The following is a 22,313-nucleotide window of genomic DNA, read 5'->3' on the forward strand; positions in this document are numbered from 1 at the left end:
CAGGCGTGTCTTGTCAATCTTCGCTGCATCTCGACATACGAATCGGCCGGGTGCGTAGTTCACCACCTGGTCCATGATGGAAAGCGTGGAGTCGACCCGCGTGGACAGATGGCTGTGGTCGGTCCGGCTCGTCAAGACGCGGCCCGACGCCGCCGACGCCTGCCGGGGTGGACACGTGCGGGTGAACGGCCGTCCCGCGAAACCCGCCACCACGGTGTCACCGGGTGACGAGGTACGCGCATTGGTGGGCCAGACCATGCGGGTGGTCGAGGTGGTGCGGGTGATCCACAAGCGGGTGGGCGCGGCCGATGCGGCGACGTGCTTCCTGGACCGAACACCCAAAGCCGAGCCCACCGAGACGATCGCGATCGCCGTCCGTGACCGTGGCGCGGGCAGGCCGACGAAGCGGGACCGGCGACTGCTGGACAAGCTGCGCGCCGGCCGGATCTGACGAGTCAGTCGGCCGGTGCCCCGAGAGCAAAGTCGGCGAAATCGAATCCCGGGACCACGACACAGCTGACAAGGCAGGGCTGATCGTCACGCGGGCGGGCGCGCTGCCATTCCCCGGGCGGCACGATGATCTGCGGGCTCTCGCCACCCACGATGTCCGAGCCGAGTAGATGTGTTGTGGCGGTGTCCTGTTCGGGACCGAACTCGAGGAGCAGCGGCCCCCCGGAGTGATACAGCCACAGCTCGGCACTGCGCACGGTGTGCCATGCCGACTGCTGGCCCGGCATCAGTAGGAACAGGATGGCCGTCCCGGCGTTGCGCGGGCCGTTGTAATCCAGTGGAAGTGCCGATTGTGGCACCGTCAACTCGCTGCGCCAGGTCTCCTTGAAATAGCCGCCCTCGGGGTGAGGAGCCATGTCGATGTGGCGCGCCCAGTCGGGAAGTTCGGTCATCGTCATACCGTAGTCTTCACGCATGTCGCGCCTGCGTCCCGGATGGCTGGTCACACTGTGCGCGACGGTTCTTGTGGTCAATGCGTGGATGCCCTGGTTGACGGCTGACGGTGCTCGCGCCAGCGCGGTCGGCGGAGTGGTGGGCGATATGGATGAGTTGCGGAACCGGTTATCCGGCTTCGGCGTCGGTCAGCTCATCGTCCTGCTGTCGGCGGCTTTGATCGTGGCGGGAGCGATGGCGGCGCGGGGCCTGTCGGCCCGGGTGGCATCGTCGGCGGCGCTGGCCATTTCGGTGCTGCTGGTGGTACTCACGGTGTTCTACTACCGGCTCTACGTGCACACGCCGGTGTCGGCGGGATTCGGCCTCTATATCGGCGTCGCGGTGGCGATCGCGGCGGCGGTGCTGTCGGTGGTGACGATGGTCGCCGCGTGGTCGGCGGCCACTGTGCGAACGCCATGAGCGGGTTCGTCGAACCGGTCACACTGACCGGGGACCGCTGGGTCGAGCTGGAACCCCTTAGCTCAGAACATGTTCCGGAGATCAAAGCGGTCGCGGCCGACGGTGAGCTCGGTAGCCTGTGGTTCACCGCGGCGCCGGCACCGGAAGCGGTCGAGCGATGGGTCGATGCACGGCTGGCGGTACAGACGCCGGATACGGGACTGACGATGGTCGTGCGTCGCCTGGACGGCTCGTTCGTCGGCTCGTCGAGCTTCATGAACGTGGACCCGGCCAACCGGCGACTCGAGATCGGCAACACGTGGTACGTCGAATCGGCCCGGCGCAGCGGGGTCAACAGTGAAACGAAGCTGTTGATGCTCGGCCACGCCTTCGACGAACTGAATTGTGTTGCAGTCGAATTCCGGACGCACTTCTTCAACTTCACCAGCCGTAGAGCGATCGAGGGCCTGGGCGCCAAGCTCGACGGTGTCTTGCGCAGTAACCAGCTGCTGGCCGACGGATCGCGGCGCGACACCGTCGTGTACTCGATCCTGGATATCGAGTGGCCTTCGGTGCGCAACAACCTGCGCTACCGGCTGGACCGTCACACGTGACGGGATGCCTCCTGGACTAGCTGGATTCGCGACTCCAGGTTGAGTTTGGCGTAGACATGTGTGAGGTGCGTCTGTACCGTGCGCGGTGAGATGAAGAGCCGTTCGGCGATGTCCTTATTGCCGAGCCCTTCGGCCACCAGCTCGACGACGTTGCGCTCGGTGGGGGTGAGCGATTCCCAGCCGCTGGCTGGTCGCTTGCGTTCTCCGCGACCGCGCTGGGCGTAGGCGATCGCGTCTTGGGTGGAGAGTGCCGCACCCGCGGTCCATGCCGTGTCGAACTCATTCTGTCCCAATGCTTGCAGGGTCGCGTCGACGACTTCTACGTGCCCATGGGTTAAGGCGGGAATGCGGACGATGCCAATCCGCTCGCGTGCCGCTGCCGCCGCGCCGAACAACCGCGCGGCGAGTAAGTGGTTACCTGCAACTACGGCCAGCCGGCCCAGGCAGTCGAGCGCGTCTGGAACCTGCAGGTATGCGCGAATCTCACATGCGATTGCAAGCGACTCATGTGCGTCATCGTCAGCCTGTTCAAGCTCACCCTGGGCGATCGCGATATATGCGCGCGTCACGAGCGCGTGGCAGCGGAACCATCCCGGCACGAATGTGAGGTTCTCGTCGACCCATCGGCGCGCGCTGACGATATCTCCGGTACCCACCAATGCCTCAGGCATCGCGAGTGAGCTTCGCACGTACATGGCTCGTTCCGAAACGGCGCATTCCATCGACGCCTCGGCGGCTTCTTTGGCAGCGATGCAGTCGTCGGCGAACACGGCGACGAGGGCGGAGCCATTGAAGATGGCGTCCTCATGGAACCCGCCCATGATTGCCGTCAGTTGCCTAGCAGATTGCAACATTTCAGCCGCCGCCGACACATTTCCTCCGAAGGCAAACGCGTTGGACAGACCCACGCTCCCGATCAGCGTCAGCATCCGTTCGTTCTCCGCTTGTGTCTCCGCGAGCAGAGACGTGAGTACATCACAGGCCTTGGAGATATTTCCCTCGGCCATCAGCGCGAAGCCCTGCCAGAGGCGACAGAACCGGGACATGAAGCGGTCACCGATCATGTCCGCGATATCGCCGCCCTCCTCGGCGGCCAACCGCGATGTCAGTGGTTCCCCTGCGACGTTGGCTGCGAACGCCTGATAGCCGCGAACGTGACAGAGCATCGGTTGGTTGCCAACTGCCCGGGCAAGTTCGGCGGCCTCGGTCAAGTAACGTCGCGCCGCTTCGGGACTGTAGTACGACAGACCGCCGCACGCCGTCAGGGCCCAGATCACCAGATCTTGGTCGCCGAGATCGCGCGCCGTCCCCAAGGCGTCTTCGGCGCGCGCGAGGCTCGCGGGGGCCGTGATCCACGCCGCCAGAACGCTCATGTCCGCCACTGCGCGGACCCAGACTCGGGTAGCGACGTCGGAGTCGCGGTACCGCATATCGGCGAAGACGCGGTCGAAGCCACCTATACCTTCGAGGAATCGGGCACGGTGCACCCACAGTCGCTGCAGCGAGGAGACGAAACTCAGCGCGATCTCGAAATCCGCCTTCTCGACACTCCACGTGTGCGCAGCCCGAAGATTGTCGATCTCCGATTCGGCCCACTCGACCAACGAGTTGTTCGCTTCGCGCGTGGCTGCGGCCGCAACATAATGGTCGCGATGGCGGTCGCGAATTTCATCGGCTTCGCCTGACTCGCTGAGCTTCTCGAGCGTGTACTGCCGCATCGTTTCTAGCAGGCGGAATCGCATCACGCCCGATTCGTCGTCGGCAATGACGAGTGACTTGTCGACCAGCAGGGTGAGCTGGTCGAGAATCTGGAACTGTTCGGCCTCCGTGATGGCGGTGACGGCCTGTGCGGCCTCGAGGTCGAAACCGCCCATAAAGACGCCGAGTCTGCGGAAAAGGGTGCGTTCGGCGTCGGTCAGCAGCGCGTGCGACCAGTTCACTGAGGCCCGCAGAGTCTGCTGGCGCCGCAGCACATTTCGCGCGCCGCCCGTCAGGAGCCGGAACCTGTCATTGAGGCTATCGGAGATCTGGCGAAGCGACAGCGCCCGCACGCGGGCCGCCGCCAACTCGATCGCCAGCGGCATCCCGTCGAGGCGGCGGCAGATGTCCGAAACGAGTTCGGCATCCTCACCCGCGGCTCGGAAGGTCGGCCGAGCCTGCCGGGCCCGATCGACGAACAGGGATACGGCCTCCCCGTTCAGCGAAAGTGACGGCACGCGCCAGGTGACCTCGCCGGCAACAGACACAGTCTCCCTGCTGGTCCCCAGGATGGTCAGCTGTGGACAGCCGTTGAGCAGCGTCGTGATCGTCTCGCCGCAGACATCCAGCAGATGCTCGCAGTTATCAAGCAGCAGAAGGACTTTCTGGTCGCTGATGAACCGGAGCACTGTATCCATCGGGGACCGTCCCGTCTGGTCGGGAAGGCCCATGGTGCGGGCGATTGTGACCGGCACGACGGCGGGGTCGGCGACGGGTGCCAAGTCGATCCACCACACGCCGCCATCGAATTCACCGGCCAGTTCGCCCGCTGTCTCGATGGCGAGACGCGTCTTACCGGCACCACCCGCGCCGGTCAGGGTGACGAGCCGACTTTCGCGCAGCAGTGCGCGGACCTCGTCGATCTGCCCGACTCTTCCGACGAAGGTGGTCAGCTGCGCCGGGAGGTTATGGGAGCGTGCTGCTTTGGCGGTACGCAGGGGCGGGAACTCGTTGCGGGTGTCGGGGTGGCACAGCTGCACGATGCGCTCAGGCCGTGGCAGATCGCGGACCGGATGGCTTCCGAGCTCAGCCAGCCACCCGTCGGGCGGAACGTGATCCAAGACGAGATCGGCCGTGGTGCCGGACAACACAGTCTGTCCGCCGTGGGCGAGATCGCGGATGCGTGCCGTGCGGTTGATCGTCGGCCCGATGTAGTTGGACTCGTCGCGCAACTGGACTTCGCCGGTGTGGAGGCCGATGCGCAACCGAATGGGCGCCAGCGCGGCGCGTTGCAGGTCGAGTGCGCATGCCACGGCGTCGCTGGCGCGCCCGAACGCGACGACGAAGCTATCGCCTTCACCCTGTTCGATGGGCCGGACTCCACCGTGGATCGGCACCACCTCGGCCAGAACGCGGTCCAGGTTTGCGAAGGCCGGGGTCATCGCATCGGGCTGAGTCTCCCACAGCCGAGTCGAGCCCTCGACATCCGCCAACAGCAGCGTCACCGTCCCCGTCGGTACCAGCTCGCTCACGCCCAGGTCGCTCCAGTTCAGCACGGCAGCGTCAATTTCGCTCATGCTAGCCAGCCTGCTGCCACTAGGACCGTCAAACATCAGCGCCGACGCGTAGATGGCGTCTGCGAGGGGTCGTATTTCCTCGGTGCACGCCCGACTTCAGTTGCCGAAGTCGACCTCTGCCGTGGTGACCGTGCCTGCGACGCGGCCCGGCGCCCTCTGGTATTCCCAGTAGAGGTTCGTATGCGCGATGACCTGTTCCGGTGGCGGTGCACCCCACTGCGACTTATCGCCGGTGGTGTGGGCATCGCTGACCAGAGTGGCGTCGTATCCCCGCACGAATGCGCCGTGCAGCGTGGAGCGCACGCAGGCATCGGTCTCCGCGCCGACGACCACCAGCCGCCCGACGCCGAGTTTCGACAACACGTCCTCGAGCGTGGTGTCCTCGAACGAGTCGCCATAGTTCTTCTCGACGCGCGGTTCGCTCTCGCTGGGAACCAGTTCGGGAACGATCTGCCAGCTCTCGCTACCCCTCGCCAAGTTGTCGTCAGAGTGCTGAACCCACACCACCGGCACACCGTCTCGCCGCGCCCGGTCGACCACCGCGCCGATGTTGGTGACGACCGAATCACGTTGGTGCGCCTGTTCAACCACACCGTTCTGTACATCGATCACGAGAACGCCGGTGTTGGGGCGGTCGGGGAGCGTCGTCATGACGACGACGGTACCTAGTGACACCGACTCGGCGGGCACGCCGAGACCGCGGACCGATCACGTTCTCAAGAGCTGAATCGCGATCTGCCCGCAGTCTCGATGTAGCGGTTACTCCGAGTCGGCGGTTGTCGGCTCGATCGACTGTTGTCTGCCGCTATGGGCGACCTCGATCTTGCGCGGCTTCGCGCGCTCGGCGACCGGGATGGTCACGGTCAGCACGCCGTTCTCGTAGGTCGCCGAAATCGCCGATGCATCGATGCCTTCCCCGAGGGAAAGCTGCCTGCGGTAGGTGCCGAAGAACCGCTCGTTCGCCAGCCACTGGACGGCGTCCTCTGAACGGGCAGTGCGGTGCGCGGAAATCGTGAGGGTGCCGCTGTCGACGTCGACATCGACCGAACCGGGATCGATACCGGGCAGGTCGGCGGTCAGGACGTAATGATCATCGATCTTGCAGAGGTCCATCGGCATGAACCGAGGGGTCCGATTCGATCCGGTCTGGCTCGTCAGCAAGCCCCGGGTCAAGGCATCAAGGTCACTGAACGGATCAAAACGCAGCACAGCAATCCACCTCCTCAATCGTTCAGAGCCCGCCACCCTGGCGGGCGACCAAATCACTGTGCACCTGCGAGATTAGCACTCGCATGTCGAGAGTGCCAGAAGTTTCAGCTGTTTTTCTCGACCGCGGCGACATGCGCGCCGCGCAGTGGTTCGGAGCACTGATCGCAGGTCAGGACCGGTACGAATCGGCGGCCACACGCTGTGTGGACGAGGGCCACCGCCGGCCCCTCGGCTGACTGGTACCAGCGCTGCGCCCACTGCAGGGCGGTCACCAGGACCGGAAACAGCGCCCGGCCCTTCTCGGTCAGGCGGTATCGGTTGTCGGACATCTCGAACACCCCGTTGGCCGTGAAGATCGCCAGCCGGTCGGCGATCGAGCCCGGGGGTGCGCCCAGCTGCGTCTGAAAATCGGTGAACCGACTCATCCCCACAAACGCGGCGACCAACAGCGCGAATCCCCATCGGTTGCCCATGACGCTCATCGTCTGAGGGAACAACCCTGCGGACTGATCGGACGCCGACCGTCGTCGCGTCGCCGCCACCGGAATCGACCGCGACCATGAGCCGCTCGGACCCCACTGTGCGACGACGTCCTTCTCGCTCGCCGCCTCTGCGCACGAGCCGCAGGTGACCACCGGTGCGAAGTCGCCGCCGCACGATGCGTGACGCATGCCGGGCAGGGGATCGTCGTGGTCGGGAACCCAATGGCGTTCCCACTCCCAGATCGACAGCAGCACCGGCCACAGCGATCGGGAGCGTTCGGTGATGACGTATTCCGAACGCGGTGGATTCGATTGGTAAGGAAGGCTTTCGAGCAGCGCTTCACCGGTCAGCAATCGGAGCCGTGCCGTCAGCACGGAGTTCGAAATGGGTAGCCGGGCGCGGAAGTCGCCGAAGCGCGTCGCCCCGAGGAGCGCCTGCTGGACGACGAGCAGAGTCCACTCGTCGCCGAGAAGCCCCAACATGCGCGCAACGGCGTTGGGGTCCGGCTCGGTCACCTACAGGCCGATCGCGCCGGCCGCGGTGTCGGTGTCTCGCCAGCGCCGCAGCTCCGAACCACGTGCCCATGTCGAGTGGGTGCCGCTGGAAATTCGTTCCGGTAGTGCGAGTTTGCACACCGGGCCGTCGGCGACCCGGGCCGCGTCGAACACCAGGCAGTACGAAGCGTCGGCATTCATGTCGGTCGTCAGCGTCACGAGGTAACCGTCGTCCTCGGCGCTGCTCCCCACCCGCGGCGCCATCGCGGTCTCGCTGCCGTACACGCCGTCGTCGAATGCGAAACGTTCCTCGGCGCCCGTCGCGACGTCGTGCTTCACCAAGCCGTCGAACAGGAACCATCCCGGTTTACCCGTTGCGGCATACGTGTATCGATACTGGCCGCCCGCGTAGCCGCCGTTGATCATGCCGAACTCGGTCGTGGAATCCGACAGGCGTTCTTCCCGCGTCTGGCCGGTGGCCAGGTTGAAGCGCCAACGATGAAGGTTGGTCTGCAACCCGTCGAGGGCGAGATACCGGAACGCCTTCTTGTACTTGTCTCCGGTGAGGGTGTCGACCGGCGCGGGATCACCTTCGAAGAAGCCGTCGAGGACGATCTCGTCGCCGTCCTCGTAGGCGTTGACCCAATGCAGGACGAAGGTTGGCTCGGCCTCGAACCACCGGATCTCCTCGGCGCCACCGCGGCGGGGGATGACCGCGAACCGGGACGGCATGTCTCGGTGAAAACCGGGTAGGTGGACGCCGGCCTGCAGCAGCTTCGGATCCCAGAACAGCGGAAAGTCGTTGAGGATCGCACAGTTTTCGGTGAACGCCATGTCATGGGGGAGTCGCGGTCCGGGAAGCGGGATATCGGTGAAATGCACCAGATCATTGGCGGCGTCGACCACGCCGTAGCGCATGTACGGCGCTTCCTTGCTGTAGGTGAAGAACAGCAACTCGCCGGTGCGGTCGTCGACCTTAGGGTGCGCCGAAACCCCCCAGTCGAACGGGAACCCGCCGTTGAAGTCCTCTTTACCCAACGTGTTTCCAGTGCAGGGATCGATGCGGTACATGTCGCCGCACTGGTAGTGGCTCGTCAACGCCGTGCCGCGGTGCACGATCACATCGGTACTCGACGCGTCCTTCATCAGCGTCCGTGCGCCCCAACCGTAGTCGCGCTTGGCGAGCTGGATCGGTTCGGCGAGGCCCGGCCACAACGGGCCGCCCTCCTCGTTCTCCGCGTCGAAACCGTCGGTACGCACGAACCTGTTGCGGTAGAACGCCTTTCCGTCACGGAATCCGACGACGTGCACCATGCCGTCGCCGTCGAACGGGTGGTAGAACTTCAGCGCGGGGTGCAGAGGGTTCTCGGTGTTGCGCAGGTACACGCCATCGAGGTCGTGCGGAATCTCGCCCTCGACCGCCTGCAGATCGTCGGCATCCCACTCGGTGGTCTGCGGACGCCACGGTCCGGTGCGGTACGGATGGTCGTCGTCCTCCGGCAGCGTCGACAGAAACTTCCCGACGACCTCCACGTTCACACTCATCTCACACTCCACTCACGACGAAACTGACGGTGGTGGCGGTGCTTCCGCCGAAGTTCAAGGTGCCGAACGTCTTTGCGCCTTCGACCTGGTAGTCGCCCGCGCCGCCGCTGACTTGTTTAGCGGCGTCCAACAGCATGCGCACACCGGACGCGCCGACGGGATGCCCGCCGCCGATCAGGCCTCCGCTGGGGTTGATCGGCAGCAGCGCACCCATCTCGATCTCGCCGTTCTCGATGGCTTTCCACGATTCGCCGGGTCCGGTGAGGCCGATGTGGTCGATCGCGAGATATTCGCTGGGCGTGAAGCAGTCGTGCACCTCGAAGCCGTCGACGTCATCGAGGGTGACGCGCGCCCGGTCGAACGCGTCGAGCACCGCCGTGCGCACGTGGGGCAACACGTAGGGGTGGTCGGCCGAATGGTCGAGTTTCTGCTGCAGGCCGAGGCCGACGGTGCGGTGGCCCCAGCCGTCGATTCGTCCGAGCGGACGTGCGGCGGGGTGATCGCGCAGCCAATCGTCGGTGACGAGGACGATGCCCGCGGCCCCGTCGGTCATCTGGCTGCAGTCGAAGCGACGGATACGCCCGTCGATGACGGGGTTCGTGTCGTCATCGGCCGTGATCGGGTCCGGAACCGCCCACCCTCGCGTCTGCGCATTGGGATTGTTGCGCGCGTTGGCGAAGTTGACTTGGGCGATGGCCCGCAGGTGGGCGTCGTCGATGCCGTAGCGGCGGTCGTACTCGGCGGCCAGCTTGTCGAACATGTGCGGCCACATGAATTTGGCGTCGGTGCCCTCGTGGTCGGTCCACGCGGCCGCACCGAGATACTGGGCGGCGGTGTCGCCGTGCACCGTCTTCTCCAGCTCGACGCCGAGCACCAGTGCGGTTCGGTATGCGCCCGAACGGAGATCCGCGATAGCCGCCAGTGTCGCGACACTGCCCGAGGCGCACGCGGCCTCGTGCCTCGAGGCGGGTGTGTCCCACAAACCGTTGTTGACGGTGGCGGGCATGGCGCCGAGGTGACCCTGCCTGGCGAACATCTCGCCGAAGGCGTTGCCCAGGTGGACGACCTCTATGTCGGATGCGGCGACCTTCGCGGCGGTGAGGGTCGAGTCCACGACTTCACTGGTCAAGCCTGCGAAATCTTGTCCCTCCCGGCTGAGGTTGCGGGCGAAATCGCTCTGATACCCACCGAGGATCCAGACATTGGATGCGCCCATTGTGGTCACGTTACTACAATTAACAGAGTGACCCTAGAGGACGGCCCCGTCGGCACTCAGGTCTGAACCGACGGAACCTTGGCTATGCGTAGAGGTCGACCACCACGCGAGCCTCTACTTGGACTGCCCGTTGTGTGAGATGGCAAACGTTCGTGTAATGGCCAGTCGTAGTGGGAAGTCTGTAGCGATGACTGACGCACGGAACCACGACCTAGCTCGCCGTATGGCCGAGTTGGCGCGTACTGCCGCGTCGCCCAAAACTGTCGAAGAGGTGCTGTCGGACGTCACGGCAACGGCGAAGGAACTCATCCCGGGAGTCGACACGGCCGGCGTCTTACTCGTGGGCAAGAACGGCAAGTACGAGTCCCTGGCCGGCATAACGGACTTGCCTCACCAGCTCGATGACTATCAGATGAAGTATGACGAGGGGCCTTGCGTGCAGGCCGCGATCGACGATGTGATCGTGCGCACGGAAGACTTCCGCACCGAGGGCCGGTGGCCGAAGTACGCCCCCGCTGCTGTCGAACTCGGCGTCCTCAGCGGTCTGTCGGTCAAGCTGTACACCGCCGACCGCACCGCAGGCGCGCTGAACTTGTTCGCGTTCAAGCCGCACGCCTTCGACGCCGAGGACGAGACAACCGCCACTGTCCTCGCCGCCCACGCCGCGGCGGCGATACTGGCCAGTCGTCAAGGTGAGCAGTTGCAGTCGGCCCTTTCGACGAGGGACCGGATCGGTCAGGCCAAGGGCATCATCATGGAGCGCTACGACGTCGACGACGTGCGGGCGTTCGAGATGCTCAGAAGGCTCTCGCAGGACAGCAATACTCGGCTGGCCGACATTGCTCAACGGGTCATCGATACTCGGAGCGGTAATGACTCGCGCGACGGCGGCTGATCGGTCTTGGCGGGACTGGGTCCGTGAGAACGGACTATTGCTGGCATGCCTCGGCTTCTTCGCGGTGTTCTTCGCGGGCATGGTCGTTTCCGGTGCAGCAACCTACAACGAGGAACAACTTGAACACGGATCGAGCGAACATATCTCCGTGCTGCAGTATCTGACCACCGGGCACTTCGTCGAGGCGACGTTCGAGAATTGGGAATCGGAATTCCTTCAGATGGGGATGTACGTCGTCCTGACGGCGTTGCTCTACCAGAAGGGTTCATCGGAGTCGAAACCGATGCACACGCCTGCGCCCCAGGACGCCGATCCGCGCGACGCCGACAAGCGGAATTCACCGTGGCCGGTAAGGCGGGGCGGGTGGCCGTTGGCCGTCTACGAGCACTCGTTGGTGATCGCCTTCTTCGTGTTGTTTTTCGCGTCGTGGACATTGCACGCTGTGGGCGGCGTCAGCGAATTCAACAGCCAACAGATTCAGCACGGTCAACCGGTGATCTCGGTATGGCGGTACGTGACCACCGCGCAATTCTGGTTCGAGTCGATGCAGAACTGGCAGAGCGAGTTCATCGCGGTCGCGGCGATCATCGGACTGTCGATCTTCCTGCGGCAGCGCGGGTCTGCCGAGTCGAAACCCGTCGCCGATCCGCACCGCGAGACAAGCGCTTGACCGAGCCGGCGCCACCACTCCACCCGATCTATCTGTTCGCGGACAGTCAGCTGCTGTTCTGGAAGCACAAGGGTCGACTGGTTCTCGACGCGGCCCTCGACGGTTTCGCGCGGAACACCTCGATCCGCGCAGCTTACGTAGGTGCCTCCAACGGCGACAGGATGGATTTCTACGAAGTCTTCGAGGCGGCGATGGCGGCGATCGGAATCGCTGAACGACGCATGATCGTTTCCTCGTTTGGTCCAGCCGACCGCGCGTTTCTTGAGTGTGCACAGTTGATCGTCCTCGCGGGGGGCGATGTGGAGCTTGGCTGGGCCACGATCGAAGAAACCGGCATGAAAGACGTGATCTTGGATCGATACGCCAAAGGTGCTGTACTGGCTGGTATTTCAGCCGGCGCGGTGCAACTGGGATGCTACGGTCTCGCCGAGACGTCTGCATCGCCGCCGTTCGAGGTGTTCGGGCTCGTCCACCTGGTCGTCGACACACATGACGAGCACGCCGGATGGCCGCGGCTGGCGCGCACGATTCATCTGCTCCACGGAACAGTCGCTGGGCTCGGGATCCCCTCCGGCGGCGGAGTCATCGTGCATCGGGATGCCACCATCGAGCCGCTGCGACGGCCCGCACACGAATTCCGTTCAGAGCGTGGAAGGATCGCGCACTCACTGCTCCACCCGGAAATTCATTAGTTTCGCGGATCCGGCCCATCGACCTCATGACGTGTCACAATGATGTGGCCGACACTCAGTGAAGGAACGGATCGTGGAGTTTCCCAGAGGGGCCCTTAGTTGGCCGGATCGCAGGCTGTGGGCTGCTCGGGTGTTCACACTGCGTGCCGCTGCCCTCCGTTTCATCGAGCAGTATCCGTGGGCCGTGGGGGCGATCGCGGTGCCGCTGACGATCATCGTTCTGGCCGGCGTGGCCATGCTCCCTCTGTTTTTCGTGCCACTGCTTGTGCTCATCGGCGCCGCGTTGATCGGGATCGAGTATTACGCGGATCAGCAGAAGCCGGATGAGTACCCGGCGCAGGCTGCGGGCGGGCCCCCGAGGTGGAATCTCGGGTCGCGCATGGGCCGATTCAGGCTGCCGGGCAGGTCCAAATGGCCGCAGATGATCACCGAAGCGCGCGCTCGGGCGGAAGCGGTTGCCGCCGAGTCGCTGGCTTCCGCAGCCCGAGCCCTGGCCGCTGACGCCAGGAAGCAGGCAGACGTCGCACAGGCCCGGGCGCGGGCAAACCAGCTGCATTTCGAGACGCCAGCCGAGACCAATCCACCCAAATAAGAAACTGTGCCCCCGGCAGGATTCGAACCTGCGACACCGGCTTTAGGAGAGCCGTGCTCTATCCCCTGAGCTACGGGGGCGGACCGCAGGAAGCTTACCGGTCGGGACCGCCTCGTCCTGCGCAGCCCAGATCTCCGTTTTGGCAAATTTGACAAAACTTCTTCCGAATCGGGCCCCTGCACCGTAGCGTCTTCAGCCGTGGAGCTGAAGTTGCAGCGCGTGGGCGCATGGTGTGGGACCGCGATGATCGTCCTTTACAGCGTGTGCTTTTCCGGCATCGCAAAACTCTTTCCGCCGATGTCCCCGTCGGACACGGCCGAGCAGACCGATGCCTTCCTGACCACCGAGAACCTCTGGGTCCGATTCGGGCTTGCCGGCGCACTGCTCGCAGCCGCGCTCGCCATTCCTTTCCACGCGGTGATCGTGCTGCGCCTGCGGCGAGCCGAGGGGCAATGGGGCATGCTCACCCTGACCCAGGTGCTGGCCGCCGCGATCTTCACCCCGGCGATGATGTTCTCCTTGATGGCGTTGGCGGCAGCGGCATTTCGGGCCGGGCAGCGTGATCCGGAGATCACCCAGGCGTTCAGCGACTTCTTCTGGCTGTGGTTCATCGGCATCGTCGGCACCATCGTCATGCAGAACCTCACACTGGCGATCGCGTCGTTCACCGACAAGGGCGACCCCCCGACCTTCCCGCGCTGGTACGGCTTCCTCAACCTGTGGGTGGCCATGCTGTCGCTCCCCGGCTGCGTCGTGGTGGCCATGAGTACCGGCCCGCTCGCATGGGATGGCGTGTTCTCCTACTACCTGCCCGGGCTCGCTTTGATCGTCTGGATGATCGGCACCACCGTCGTGCTGCTGAAGTCCATCAAGGCGGAGGAAGCCGCCGAAAGCCGGTTGGCCGCAACGCCGTGACGGCGGCTGCGACGGCGCCGGGGGATCCCTCAGCCCGGCGGATCCCCGCCGAGTCCGGTACATGGGTGTTCCTGTTCGGCGACATGCTCGTGTTCGGCGTCTTCTTCGTCACCTTCATGGTGGAACGGGCCAAGGCGGCCGACCTGTTCGACGTCGCCCGCACGTCGCTGCACATCGGCGTCGGCGTCGCGAACACCCTGGTCCTGCTCACCAGCTCGCTCTGCATCGTGGTCGCGCTCGGCGCGATCCGCGGCGGCGCGAAGTCGATTGCCGCCCAAGCAGTTTCCGCGGCGATCGCGTTCGGCTTGCTCTTCGTCGGCCTCAAGGTCTATGAGTATGTCTCGCTGGCAACCAGCGGCCACGGCCCGGGTGCGAATGACTTCTTCCTCTACTACTTCATCCTGACCGGACTGCATCTCTTCCACGTGTGCGTCGGCATCGGCGTGCTGGCGTTCCTGCTGACGCAGACCCGCCGCGACGAGATCAGCGCTACCAGGATGGCCGCCGTCGAGGGTGGCGCGTGCTTCTGGCATCTCGTCGACCTGCTGTGGATCGTCCTGTTCGCACTGCTGTACCTGGTGAGCTGATGCAGGGGCCTTCGGTGTTTCAACTGGTACGCAACCGCGCGGGCCTCTCGTGGCTGATCCTCGTCGCGGCGACCGTCGTCTCGTGGGCCGTCGGCGCCGACCACGGCACGGGTTCGATGGTGGCGATCGTCGTCCTGGCCATCGCAGCGATCAAGGTGCGCCTCGTCGGCCTGGACTTCATGGAACTGCGCCACGCGCCGATACCCTTGCGCGTGTTGTTCGAGGTCTACTGTTTCGCCGTCTGGGCGGTGCTGTCGGGCCTATACCTCTGGCTGTGACTAGCGGAGTTCGGCGATCACCTTCGCGAACTCTTCGCCGTGTTGCTGCTGCACGGTGATGTAGGTGACGCCGTAAGCGTCGCGCAAGTGCCGAATGGTGTCGGCGATGTCCCTCGGCGTACCCGAGAACACCGCGGGCGTCGCCAGCATCTCTTCCTCGGACAAGTCCGGCAGGAATCGCCGCACGAGCGACAGGTCGGGAACCCCCGAGTTGTCGGTCGGCAGCGCGATCACGGACAGATTCAGCTCCAGCTCACCGAATCGGTCACCGGCCGCCTCGCGGACGAACGCGATGCGGTCGGCGAGCGGATCAACGCCGCCGATGATCGGGTGACCGCCCGTCAGCCCGATGATGTTCGCCTTCTGCGCGGCGAGGGTCAGCAGCTTGTCGCCGTTGCCCGCGATGAGGATCGGCACACCGGCCGCGTGTTGGTTCATGTGCTCGGTGACGTGACGCAGCCACGCGACGCGTTCACCCGCCGTCGGGTACGGCAGCTCGGCTTGCTCGAACTCCTCTTTGACGTACCCCGCGCCGAGGCCGAGATCGAAACGGCCGCCGCTGAGGTCACGCAGCGAAGTGACGTCCCGCGCCAGCAGCGCGGGCCGGTAGAAGCCGGCGTTCAGCACGAAGGTGCCGACGCGCAGGTTCTCGGTCGCCATCGCCATGGCCGTCATCATCGGGAACGGCGCCGTCGTGTAGAGGTGGTCGGCCATGTGGACGACGTCGTACCCCATGCCCTCAGCTCGGCGCGCCCAGTCCTGGACCGACTTTTGACGACGTGCGGCCTGCAGTCCGACACCGAACCGGAAGTCTTTGACCATCCGTTGATCGTAGAAGTTCTGCGCGCCAGGTTTAGCAGCTGTCCGCAATGGGCATCATTCTGCCGCTGACTTCGAACCCCGACGTCACGCCAACTCAGGACTTGTCACCCCGATCCGGTCCGTCGTGAGCGAGACTCCGACGGACCGGATCAATTTTCAGACCCGAACACACCATGGCCACTCATCCCACCATCGGCGTCGAAGAAGAATTCCTGCTCGCCGATCCCGCAACCGGCGAACCGGTCGCCGTCAACACGACGGTCGCCGGTCACGCCGCCGAGCGCGGCGTGAAGCTACAGCTCGAGCTGACCAGCTGCCAGGTCGAAACCACCTCCGACGTCGTCGGCGGAACCCGCGAACTCGCCGACCAGCTGTCCAGGTTGCGCCGCATCACGGCTGAGGCCGCCGAAGCCGGCGGCGCCCGGCTGCTGGCCGTCGGACTACCGCCCACCGTGCCGCACGAATTCCCGATCACCGACACCCCGCGCTACCGAAAGATCGCCGAAAGGCACGGCATGATCGCGCACGAACAAGGCATCTGCGGTGCCCATGTGCATGTCGCCGTGCCGAGCCGCGAGGCCGCGATCCGGGTCAGCAACCGGCTGCGGCCGTGGCTGCCGCTGCTGCTCTCGCTCAGCGCCAATTCGGCGATTTACCGCAACACCAACACCGGCTTCGCCAGCTGGCGCAGCGTGCTGTGGGCGCGGTGGCCGAGCGCGGGACCGCCGCCGGCATTGGATTCAGTCGACGAGTACGACGCCGTCGTGCAGATGCTGATCCGCGTGGGCGCCGCGCTGGACGACGGGATGGTCTATTGGGATGTGCGGCCGTCGGCGAAGTTTCCGACCGTCGAGGTCCGCGTCGCCGACGTGCCGGCCACGGTCGCCGAGACCGTGCTGCTGGCGGCGTTGATCCGCGGAGCGGTGATGACGGCGCTGGACGACGAGCGGCAGCGCCAACCGGTACCGCCGATATCAGCTCATGCCCTGCGGGCCGCCTACTGGAAATCGGCGCGCGACGGCCTCGACGGTGAAGCGCTCGACCTGGCCGAGGGGCACGAGTGTGCGCCCGCGCGAACGTTGTTGGAAAACCTGGTCGAGCACGTGCGGTCCGCGCTCGAGGCGGTCGGCGACTACGACCTCGTCACCAGCGAACTGCACCGCGTCGGCGAGGAGGGCAACGGGGCGATGCGCCAACTGCGGGCCTGGCGGCGGGGTCACGACGTCGCTGATGTGATCGCCGAGGCCGCAGCCGCCACTCTCGAAGGGACCTAGGTCAGTGGCAGTGCCGCGAAGGGTGCCGTGGTCGGCATCAGTGAACCGCCGGCCGGCTCGATGGTGAACGCCAGCGTGCTCGACCCGTCCAGATCCGGCAGCACCGCGGTGGTCGACGGCGCGATGGCCTGAGCGTCCATGGTTCCCGCCGAATGCGGCCCCTCGTCGTTGATCAACCACATCTGGTAGACGGTGCCGGTCTTGGGCGGCGCGACGTTGTTCATCACCAGCACGCCGGCGTCCTTGTCGCGGGAGAAGACGACCGTTGCCCGGCCGCCGCCGGGAATGTCGCCGGAAACGGTGCGTACGTCCGGTGCGGCGAAGATCTGCTCCGCGGTCGTCGGTGGGGGCCGCAGCGCGAGGCCGACGCCGAGGGCGCCGAGTCCGACGATCAACGCAGCCGCGGCGGCCAGCACGGCCGTGCGCCACCGCTTCGCGCGGGGCTTCATCGGGATCACCGGTGCCGGCACGGCAGGTGTCCTGCCGATTTCGGCGAGGACGCGGTCGCGAAGTTCGTCCGGCGGCTCGACAGCGGTGGCGGCCGATATCGCCGCCATGGTTTCGCGCACCGCACGGACCTCGTCGCCGAAGGCGCGCGCCACGTCGGGCGGTGCACTCGCAAGACGACGGTCGATGTCGGCACGTTCGGCCTCGGGCATCGCGTGCAACGCATACGGCGTCGCCAGGGCGGTCAAATCGTCTATCGGTTGAGTCATGTCAGCCCCAAACACCTGCGTAGGCCGCGGATGGCATCGCGCATCCGCGATTTGATCGTCGCGAGGTTGGCCGACAGCCGCTCGGACACCTGAACGTAGGTCAGGCCGTCGTAATAGGCGAGGTGAATGGCCTCTCGCTGAGTATCGGTCAGTGAGCCGAGACATTCGGTCACCTGGCGGTGCTCGTCGCTCTGGATCACCGACTCGGCGACCTGGTCGGACGGCGGCTCGACATTGGCGGCGCCATAGCGGGACTCGCGCTGACCGGCGGCCTGCTCAGAACGCACCCGGTCCACGGCCCGACGATGCGCGAGCGTCATCAGCCACGACATCGGAGACCCCGCGGCGGGATTGTATGTATCCGCGGTGCGCCATACCTGCAGGTAGACGTCCTGCGTGGTCTCCTCGCTGTAGCCGGGATCGCGCAGAACACGGGTGACCAGGCCGAATACCCGCGCCCGTGTCTGGTCGTAGAACTCCGCGAACGCGTCGACGTCCTGCTGGGCCACCTGGCGGAGCAGCTCGTCGAGGTCCCTTGTCACAGGCCGTAGCCTATCGACCGGCGCAAATAGCGTCATGGTATTCGCGATCTAGGTGGACGCGGTACGAAAAATGAAGTACGCGAACGGTATTCGTCGAAGCCGTTTCGATTGGCCATGTACTTCTCGGTGAGCCGGGCTCCGGTGGCGTAAACCAGGAAATAGGTCATGACCACCGGGGACAGCACGGTGACGAGCGAAATCGCGCCCGCGATGCTGGCCAGCCACAGTCCCCACCAGACACATGCGTCGCCGAAGTAATTCGGATGCCGGGTCCACGCCCAGAGCCCGCGGTCCATGATGACACCCCGGTGGGCTGGGTCGGCCTTGAAGCGGCGCAGCTGGTGATCGCCGACGGCCTCGAACAGCAAGCCGAGCGCCCACACGGCCACACCCAGGACGAACACCGGCCGCAGCAGCGCCGGGGTTGGACCCAGCACGGCCGAAAGTTGCACGGGCAACGAGACGAACCACGTCGCCGCCCCCTGGATCAAGAACACCTTTCGGATCACGTGGCCCGCCGAGAAGTCGCCGCGCAGCAGATCGCGGTAGCGTGGATCCTCGCCCTTACCAGCCGATTTCAGCGTCATATGCCACGCCAGTCGCAGTCCCCACACCGCGACGAGAACCAGCAGGAGGACCCGTCGGAACGCGTCACCCGTGCCGAGGGCGGCGGCGACAGCGGCCACCGCGACGAATCCCAGACTCCAGGCGGTGTCGACGACGTTGTAGCGCCCGATCCGGCGACCGATCAGGAAAGTGACGGTGTGAACGACGACCAGGATGGCCAGCGACGCCGTAGTGACGACGACGAAATTCATTGCCCGCCTCCGGCGGACGGTGTCATCTCGCACGTCCCGACGGCGCGAATGTCCACTGGTAAACGTCGAGGTACCCCGACCGGAAACCGGCCTCTGAGTAGGCCAGATAGAGTTCCCACATCCGCTGGAAGACGTCGTCGAACCCCAACTCCGCCAGAGCATCTTGGCGACCGACGAAGCGTTCCCGCCACAACCTAAGCGTCTCGGCGTAGTGCAGCCGCAGCGAGAACATGTCAACGGTGCGCAGCCTGGTGGTGGACTCGGTGATACCGAGGATCGCCTCGGTCGAGGGCAGCAGACCGCCGGGGAAAATGTACTTCTGGATCCAGGTGTAGGTGTTGCGGCTGGCCAGCATCCGGTCGTGCGGCATGGTGATGGCTTGGATCGCCACCCGCCCTTCGGGAGCGACCAGCCGGTCGAGAGTCTGAAAGTACGTGGGCCAGAACGGGTATCCAACCGCCTCGATCATCTCGATCGACAGCACGGCGTCATAACTGCCTTCGACGTCGCGGTAGTCGCACAGGTCGATCTCAACCAGGTCGGAAAGGCCCGCCTCGGCCACCCGCTGTCGGGCCAGCCGCTGCTGCTCGGCCGACAAGGTGATCGAACGGACGCGTGCGCCGCGCATAGCGGCGCGGATGCACAGTTCGCCCCAGCCGGTGCCGATCTCGAGCACCCGGCTGCCCGCCTTGACCCCCGCGGCGTCGAGGATCCGTTCGATCTTTCTGTGTTGCGCATCCGCGAGGCTCGACTCGTGGGCGGGAAGGGATTCGAACAGCGCGCTGGAGTACGTCATCGTCTTGTCGAGGAATTCGGCGAACATGAGGTTCGACAGGTCGTAGTGGTCCGCGATGTTGCGCCGCGCCTGCCGAGGGCTGTTGTACTGCGACCGCGGTGGGCGTACGACGGCGAGCGGCCGAAACCTCTGCAGGACAGGAGGAATCAGCTCCGTCAGCCGCTTGCCGAATTCGGTCAGCAGGCACGCGATATCCGTAGAACTCCAGTCGCCGGCCATGTACGACTCACCGAAGCCGATGAGCCCGTAGCGACCGACCCGGCGAACCATTGCCTCGGGCCGATGCACGACCATGGTCGGCAGCGTGGGGTCAGCCGCCCCGATGACGGTTCCGTCGGGATAGACGACGCGGATCGGCAATCGCGACACGGCCCGGCGGAACAACCGGTCGGCGATCGCGCCCGTTGCGGCACTGAGCGGTCCGCCCGGCACTCGTGTCACGGCCGGCCATCTGTCCGAATCGATGGTCGCCGGGGCGGCGGAGGTCAGGTCAATGATCACGACTGGTGGACTCTTTCCTTGACGTGGGATTCGCGGGGCACGATCGGGACTCGCCGCAGCCAGAGAGTGATGCCTTGTACCCGAATCCCGATCGCACCCATCAAAGGAGCCAGCGGCGCGACCAGTTGCAGCCGCAGGATCTCGGCAACACCTGCGCGCCTTCGGTTTCCACGCATCGTGACGACGAAGGCCGGCTGGTTCTCGCGGTGCAGGGAGATGCGCACGTCGAGGTTTTCGTCGGGCCGTGGGGCGGTCACCAGGTAGTAGCCGTCCACGTCATTGAACGGTGAGACGTACAGCCTCTTCATGACGATCGTGGGGTGGTCGCTGTCGGGCGGCAGCAGGTAGGCATGGCGTCCGCCGTAGGTGTTGTGTACCTCGGCGATGACGTGGCGCAGCGTTCCGTCGGCGTCGTGGCACCAGTAAAGGCTGAGCGGGTTGAAGACGAATCCGAGAACCCGCGCCTGCAGCAGTGCGGTGACACGGCCGCCGTTGAGGTCGATACCCCGGTCGGCGAGGAACGCGTCGATGCGTTGGCGCAGGGTGTCATTCGGACCGTCGGATTCGAAGAGGTGGTCGCGTGCGTCGAAGCGGGCGAACGGCCGCAGCCATCGGGGCAGCTTGGGTAGTGCGTCGACGTCGACGTACCAGCTGTACCCGCGATGTTCGAAGTAATGATGCACCGGGGCGCGACGGAGGTGGGTGATCCGAGTGCGGTAGATGGCGGGTTGAGTCAGCATGCCACTGCCTCGCGGGTGACGGCCGGCCAATCGACACCTAGGCGCTGCGCCGCCCGTAATCCGGAGGCCGCACCGTCTTCGTGGAAACCCCAGCCGTGGTACGCGCCTGCGAACACTACGCGGTCGTCGTTCAAGGTCGGCAAAAGTTGTTGAGCGGCAACAGAGGTCGGTGTGTACATCGGATGGCTGTAGGTCATCTCGGTGAGGACACTTGCGGGGTTGACGCGGTCCCTGCCGCCGAGTGTCACCAGGATTCGGGAACCGCCGCCGAGACGCATCAGTCGCGTCACGTCGTAGGTGACCATCACCGATGCGTCGTCGGAGGTGGCCAGGTAGTTCCACGACGCCCTGGCGCGTCGGCTTTTGGGCAGCACCGATTCGTCGGTGTGAAGCTGTGCGTGGTTGATGCTGTACTCGATGGCACCGAGCACTGCGCGTTCGGTTGGTGTCGGGTCGGCGAGCATGAGCAGCGCCTGATCGGGGTGGGTGGCGATGACGGCGGCGTCGTAGCGCCGCGGTCCGTAGATTGCGTCGGAAACCTCGACGCCGTCGGGCAGTCGTGCCACCGAGCGCACCGCGGCGCCCAGGCGCACCTCGTCGATCACTTCGGCCACCGCGTCGACGTACGTGACGGAACCGCCGACCACCGTCCGCCAGGTCGGTGAGTCGAACACCGACAGCATCCCGTGGTGCTCCAGAAACACGAACAGGTAGCGGGCCGGATAGTTCAGCGACTGGCCGGGCGGAGCCGACCACACCGCGGCGATCAGCGGCGTCATGAAGTACTCGATGAAGTACTCGGAGAAACCGTGGCGGTCGAGAAACTCGCCGACCGTCGCGTCATCCTCGCCTCTTTCGAGCAGGCGCAGCGCCGCCCGGTGGAATCGTTTGACCTCAACCAGCATGTAGAGGTACCGCGGGCGGGTGAGCGATGACCACGACGGGAACAACCCGCCGATCCCACGGGCACCGGCGTATTCGAGACCGCTCGCGTCGTCGCGCACCGACATCGACATGTCGGTTGCGCGGGTGGAGATGCCGAGTTCGTCGAACAGCCGGCACAGCGTCGGGTAGGTGCGGTCGTTGTGCACCAGGAATGCCGAGTCGACGCCGATGGTGCGGCCGTCGTCGGTGTGGGGGATCTGGTGGGTGTGGGCGTGCCCCCCGAGCCGGGTGTCGGCTTCGTAGAGGGTCACGCGGTCGCGCTGTGCCAGGACATATGCCGCGACTAGGCCTGATACGCCGCTGCCGATGACGGCTACGGAGCGTGAAGCGGGGCTGAAACTTTCCACATCCCG

The 22,313-nt window shown here is 65.3% G+C and carries 25 protein-coding genes and 1 tRNA gene; 11 read left to right on the forward strand and 15 right to left on the reverse strand.

Annotation, left to right across the window (positions count from 1 at the left end; translation table 11 throughout):
• Positions 1–73 precede the first annotated feature (73 nt).
• Positions 74–451: an Hsp15 family ribosome-associated heat shock protein gene (locus BST47_RS26705; protein WP_083128841.1), complete on the forward strand. Its 378-nt coding sequence runs from the start codon at positions 74–76 to the stop codon at positions 449–451.
• Between the two features lie 4 nt (positions 452–455).
• Here the strand turns inward: BST47_RS26705 and BST47_RS26710 are convergent, their stop codons facing one another.
• Entirely contained in the window at positions 456–902 is a 447-nt protein-coding gene (locus BST47_RS26710; RefSeq protein WP_083128879.1) for a cupin domain-containing protein, read from the reverse strand.
• Positions 903–924: 22 nt separating this feature from the next.
• Here BST47_RS26710 and BST47_RS26715 point away from each other — a divergent pair, with 22 nt between their 5' ends.
• Together BST47_RS26715 and BST47_RS26720 are read left to right on the forward strand one after the other, a co-directional pair.
• Entirely contained in the window at positions 925–1,362 is a 438-nt protein-coding gene (locus BST47_RS26715; RefSeq protein ID WP_083128842.1) for a hypothetical protein, read from the forward strand.
• A complete protein-coding gene (locus BST47_RS26720) occupies positions 1,359–1,955 on the forward strand; it encodes a GNAT family N-acetyltransferase (RefSeq protein ID WP_083128880.1) in 597 nt (198 codons plus the stop codon). Before BST47_RS26715 ends, BST47_RS26720 begins: the two co-directional genes overlap by 4 nt.
• Here BST47_RS26720 and BST47_RS26725 read toward each other — a convergent pair.
• The 6 genes from BST47_RS26725 to BST47_RS26750 form a co-directional block, all read right to left on the reverse strand.
• Positions 1,946–5,230, reverse strand: coding sequence for a helix-turn-helix transcriptional regulator (locus BST47_RS26725; RefSeq protein ID WP_234809885.1), 3,285 nt, complete (start codon positions 5,228–5,230; stop codon positions 1,946–1,948). The two genes, BST47_RS26720 and BST47_RS26725, sit on opposite strands and share 10 nt — an antisense overlap.
• A gap of 96 nt (positions 5,231–5,326) precedes the next feature.
• Positions 5,327–5,881 carry a cysteine hydrolase family protein gene (locus tag BST47_RS26730; protein ID WP_083128881.1) on the reverse strand — a complete coding sequence of 185 codons (555 nt, stop codon included), beginning with the start codon at positions 5,879–5,881 and terminating at the stop codon, positions 5,327–5,329.
• Between the two features lie 108 nt (positions 5,882–5,989).
• Positions 5,990–6,439, reverse strand: coding sequence for an Hsp20/alpha crystallin family protein (locus tag BST47_RS26735; RefSeq protein WP_083128844.1), 450 nt, complete (start codon positions 6,437–6,439; stop codon positions 5,990–5,992).
• A gap of 104 nt (positions 6,440–6,543) precedes the next feature.
• Positions 6,544–7,404, reverse strand: coding sequence for a winged helix-turn-helix transcriptional regulator (locus BST47_RS26740; protein WP_083128882.1), 861 nt, complete (start codon positions 7,402–7,404; stop codon positions 6,544–6,546).
• Positions 7,405–7,437: 33 nt separating this feature from the next.
• Complete coding sequence (locus BST47_RS26745; RefSeq protein WP_083128845.1) at positions 7,438–8,961, reverse strand: carotenoid oxygenase family protein; 1,524 nt, start codon at positions 8,959–8,961, stop codon at positions 7,438–7,440.
• 1 nt (position 8,962) lies between these two features.
• The gene (locus BST47_RS26750; protein ID WP_083128846.1) at positions 8,963–10,177 is read right to left on the reverse strand and encodes an acetyl-CoA acetyltransferase; all 1,215 of its coding nucleotides are present in this window, start codon (positions 10,175–10,177) and stop codon (positions 8,963–8,965) included.
• A gap of 187 nt (positions 10,178–10,364) precedes the next feature.
• Between BST47_RS26750 and BST47_RS26755 the strand changes: the two genes are divergently transcribed.
• The 4 genes from BST47_RS26755 to BST47_RS26770 all read left to right on the forward strand — a co-directional run bounded on the left by BST47_RS26755 (position 10,365) and on the right by BST47_RS26770 (position 13,026).
• Positions 10,365–11,072 carry a GAF and ANTAR domain-containing protein gene (locus BST47_RS26755; RefSeq protein ID WP_083128847.1) on the forward strand — a complete coding sequence of 236 codons (708 nt, stop codon included), beginning with the start codon at positions 10,365–10,367 and terminating at the stop codon, positions 11,070–11,072.
• On the forward strand, positions 11,050–11,742 hold the full coding sequence (locus tag BST47_RS26760) for a DUF6766 family protein (RefSeq protein ID WP_083128848.1): 693 nt from the start codon (positions 11,050–11,052) through the stop codon (positions 11,740–11,742). The genes BST47_RS26755 and BST47_RS26760 overlap by 23 nt, the downstream gene beginning before the upstream one ends.
• Positions 11,739–12,434 carry a Type 1 glutamine amidotransferase-like domain-containing protein gene (locus tag BST47_RS26765; RefSeq protein WP_083128849.1) on the forward strand — a complete coding sequence of 232 codons (696 nt, stop codon included), beginning with the start codon at positions 11,739–11,741 and terminating at the stop codon, positions 12,432–12,434. The genes BST47_RS26760 and BST47_RS26765 overlap by 4 nt, the downstream gene beginning before the upstream one ends.
• Before the next feature lie 130 nt (positions 12,435–12,564).
• Positions 12,565–13,026: a hypothetical protein gene (locus tag BST47_RS26770; RefSeq protein WP_083128850.1), complete on the forward strand. Its 462-nt coding sequence runs from the start codon at positions 12,565–12,567 to the stop codon at positions 13,024–13,026.
• Positions 13,027–13,033: 7 nt separating this feature from the next.
• On the opposite strand, the gene BST47_RS26775 is transcribed toward BST47_RS26770, so the two are convergent.
• Positions 13,034–13,106: transfer RNA gene (locus BST47_RS26775), tRNA-Arg, on the reverse strand.
• 118 nt (positions 13,107–13,224) lie between these two features.
• On the opposite strand from BST47_RS26775, the gene BST47_RS26780 reads away from it, so the two are divergent.
• The 3 genes from BST47_RS26780 to BST47_RS26790 are packed head-to-tail and all read left to right on the forward strand — an operon-like array spanning position 13,225 to position 14,806.
• Complete coding sequence (locus BST47_RS26780) at positions 13,225–13,941, forward strand: hypothetical protein (RefSeq protein ID WP_207568707.1); 717 nt, start codon at positions 13,225–13,227, stop codon at positions 13,939–13,941.
• Complete coding sequence (locus BST47_RS26785) at positions 13,938–14,528, forward strand: cytochrome c oxidase subunit 3 (protein ID WP_083128851.1); 591 nt, start codon at positions 13,938–13,940, stop codon at positions 14,526–14,528. The genes BST47_RS26780 and BST47_RS26785 overlap by 4 nt, the downstream gene beginning before the upstream one ends.
• A complete protein-coding gene (locus BST47_RS26790; RefSeq protein ID WP_083128852.1) occupies positions 14,528–14,806 on the forward strand; it encodes a cytochrome C oxidase subunit IV family protein in 279 nt (92 codons plus the stop codon). The genes BST47_RS26785 and BST47_RS26790 overlap by 1 nt, the downstream gene beginning before the upstream one ends.
• Here the strand turns inward: BST47_RS26790 and BST47_RS26795 are convergent, their stop codons facing one another.
• Positions 14,807–15,628 (reverse strand): TIGR03621 family F420-dependent LLM class oxidoreductase, encoded by an 822-nt coding sequence (locus BST47_RS26795; RefSeq protein WP_083128853.1) that lies wholly within the window; start codon positions 15,626–15,628, stop codon positions 14,807–14,809. It lies immediately after the preceding gene.
• Positions 15,629–15,801: 173 nt separating this feature from the next.
• Here BST47_RS26795 and BST47_RS26800 point away from each other — a divergent pair, with 173 nt between their 5' ends.
• A complete protein-coding gene (locus BST47_RS26800) occupies positions 15,802–16,902 on the forward strand; it encodes a glutamate--cysteine ligase (protein ID WP_083128854.1) in 1,101 nt (366 codons plus the stop codon).
• Here BST47_RS26800 and BST47_RS26805 read toward each other — a convergent pair.
• From BST47_RS26805 to BST47_RS26830, 6 genes are read right to left on the reverse strand one after another with little or no spacing between them, the layout of a single operon-like run.
• Complete coding sequence (locus BST47_RS26805) at positions 16,899–17,618, reverse strand: anti-sigma factor (RefSeq protein ID WP_083128855.1); 720 nt, start codon at positions 17,616–17,618, stop codon at positions 16,899–16,901. The two genes, BST47_RS26800 and BST47_RS26805, sit on opposite strands and share 4 nt — an antisense overlap.
• Entirely contained in the window at positions 17,615–18,196 is a 582-nt protein-coding gene (locus BST47_RS26810) for a sigma-70 family RNA polymerase sigma factor (RefSeq protein WP_083128856.1), read from the reverse strand. The genes BST47_RS26805 and BST47_RS26810 overlap by 4 nt, the downstream gene beginning before the upstream one ends.
• A complete protein-coding gene (locus tag BST47_RS26815) occupies positions 18,193–18,978 on the reverse strand; it encodes a DUF1295 domain-containing protein (RefSeq protein ID WP_083128857.1) in 786 nt (261 codons plus the stop codon). Before BST47_RS26815 ends, BST47_RS26810 begins: the two co-directional genes overlap by 4 nt.
• A 22-nt stretch (positions 18,979–19,000) precedes the next feature.
• On the reverse strand, positions 19,001–20,275 hold the full coding sequence (locus BST47_RS26820; protein WP_083128858.1) for a class I SAM-dependent methyltransferase: 1,275 nt from the start codon (positions 20,273–20,275) through the stop codon (positions 19,001–19,003).
• The gene (locus BST47_RS26825; protein WP_083128859.1) at positions 20,272–21,015 is read right to left on the reverse strand and encodes a DUF1365 domain-containing protein; all 744 of its coding nucleotides are present in this window, start codon (positions 21,013–21,015) and stop codon (positions 20,272–20,274) included. The genes BST47_RS26820 and BST47_RS26825 overlap by 4 nt, the downstream gene beginning before the upstream one ends.
• Positions 21,009–22,307, reverse strand: coding sequence for an NAD(P)/FAD-dependent oxidoreductase (locus BST47_RS26830; protein WP_083128860.1), 1,299 nt, complete (start codon positions 22,305–22,307; stop codon positions 21,009–21,011). Before BST47_RS26830 ends, BST47_RS26825 begins: the two co-directional genes overlap by 7 nt.
• Positions 22,308–22,313 lie beyond the last annotated feature (6 nt).

The organism is Mycolicibacterium tusciae (genome assembly GCF_002086795.1).
GTDB classification, from domain to species: domain Bacteria; phylum Actinomycetota; class Actinomycetes; order Mycobacteriales; family Mycobacteriaceae; genus Mycobacterium; species Mycobacterium tusciae.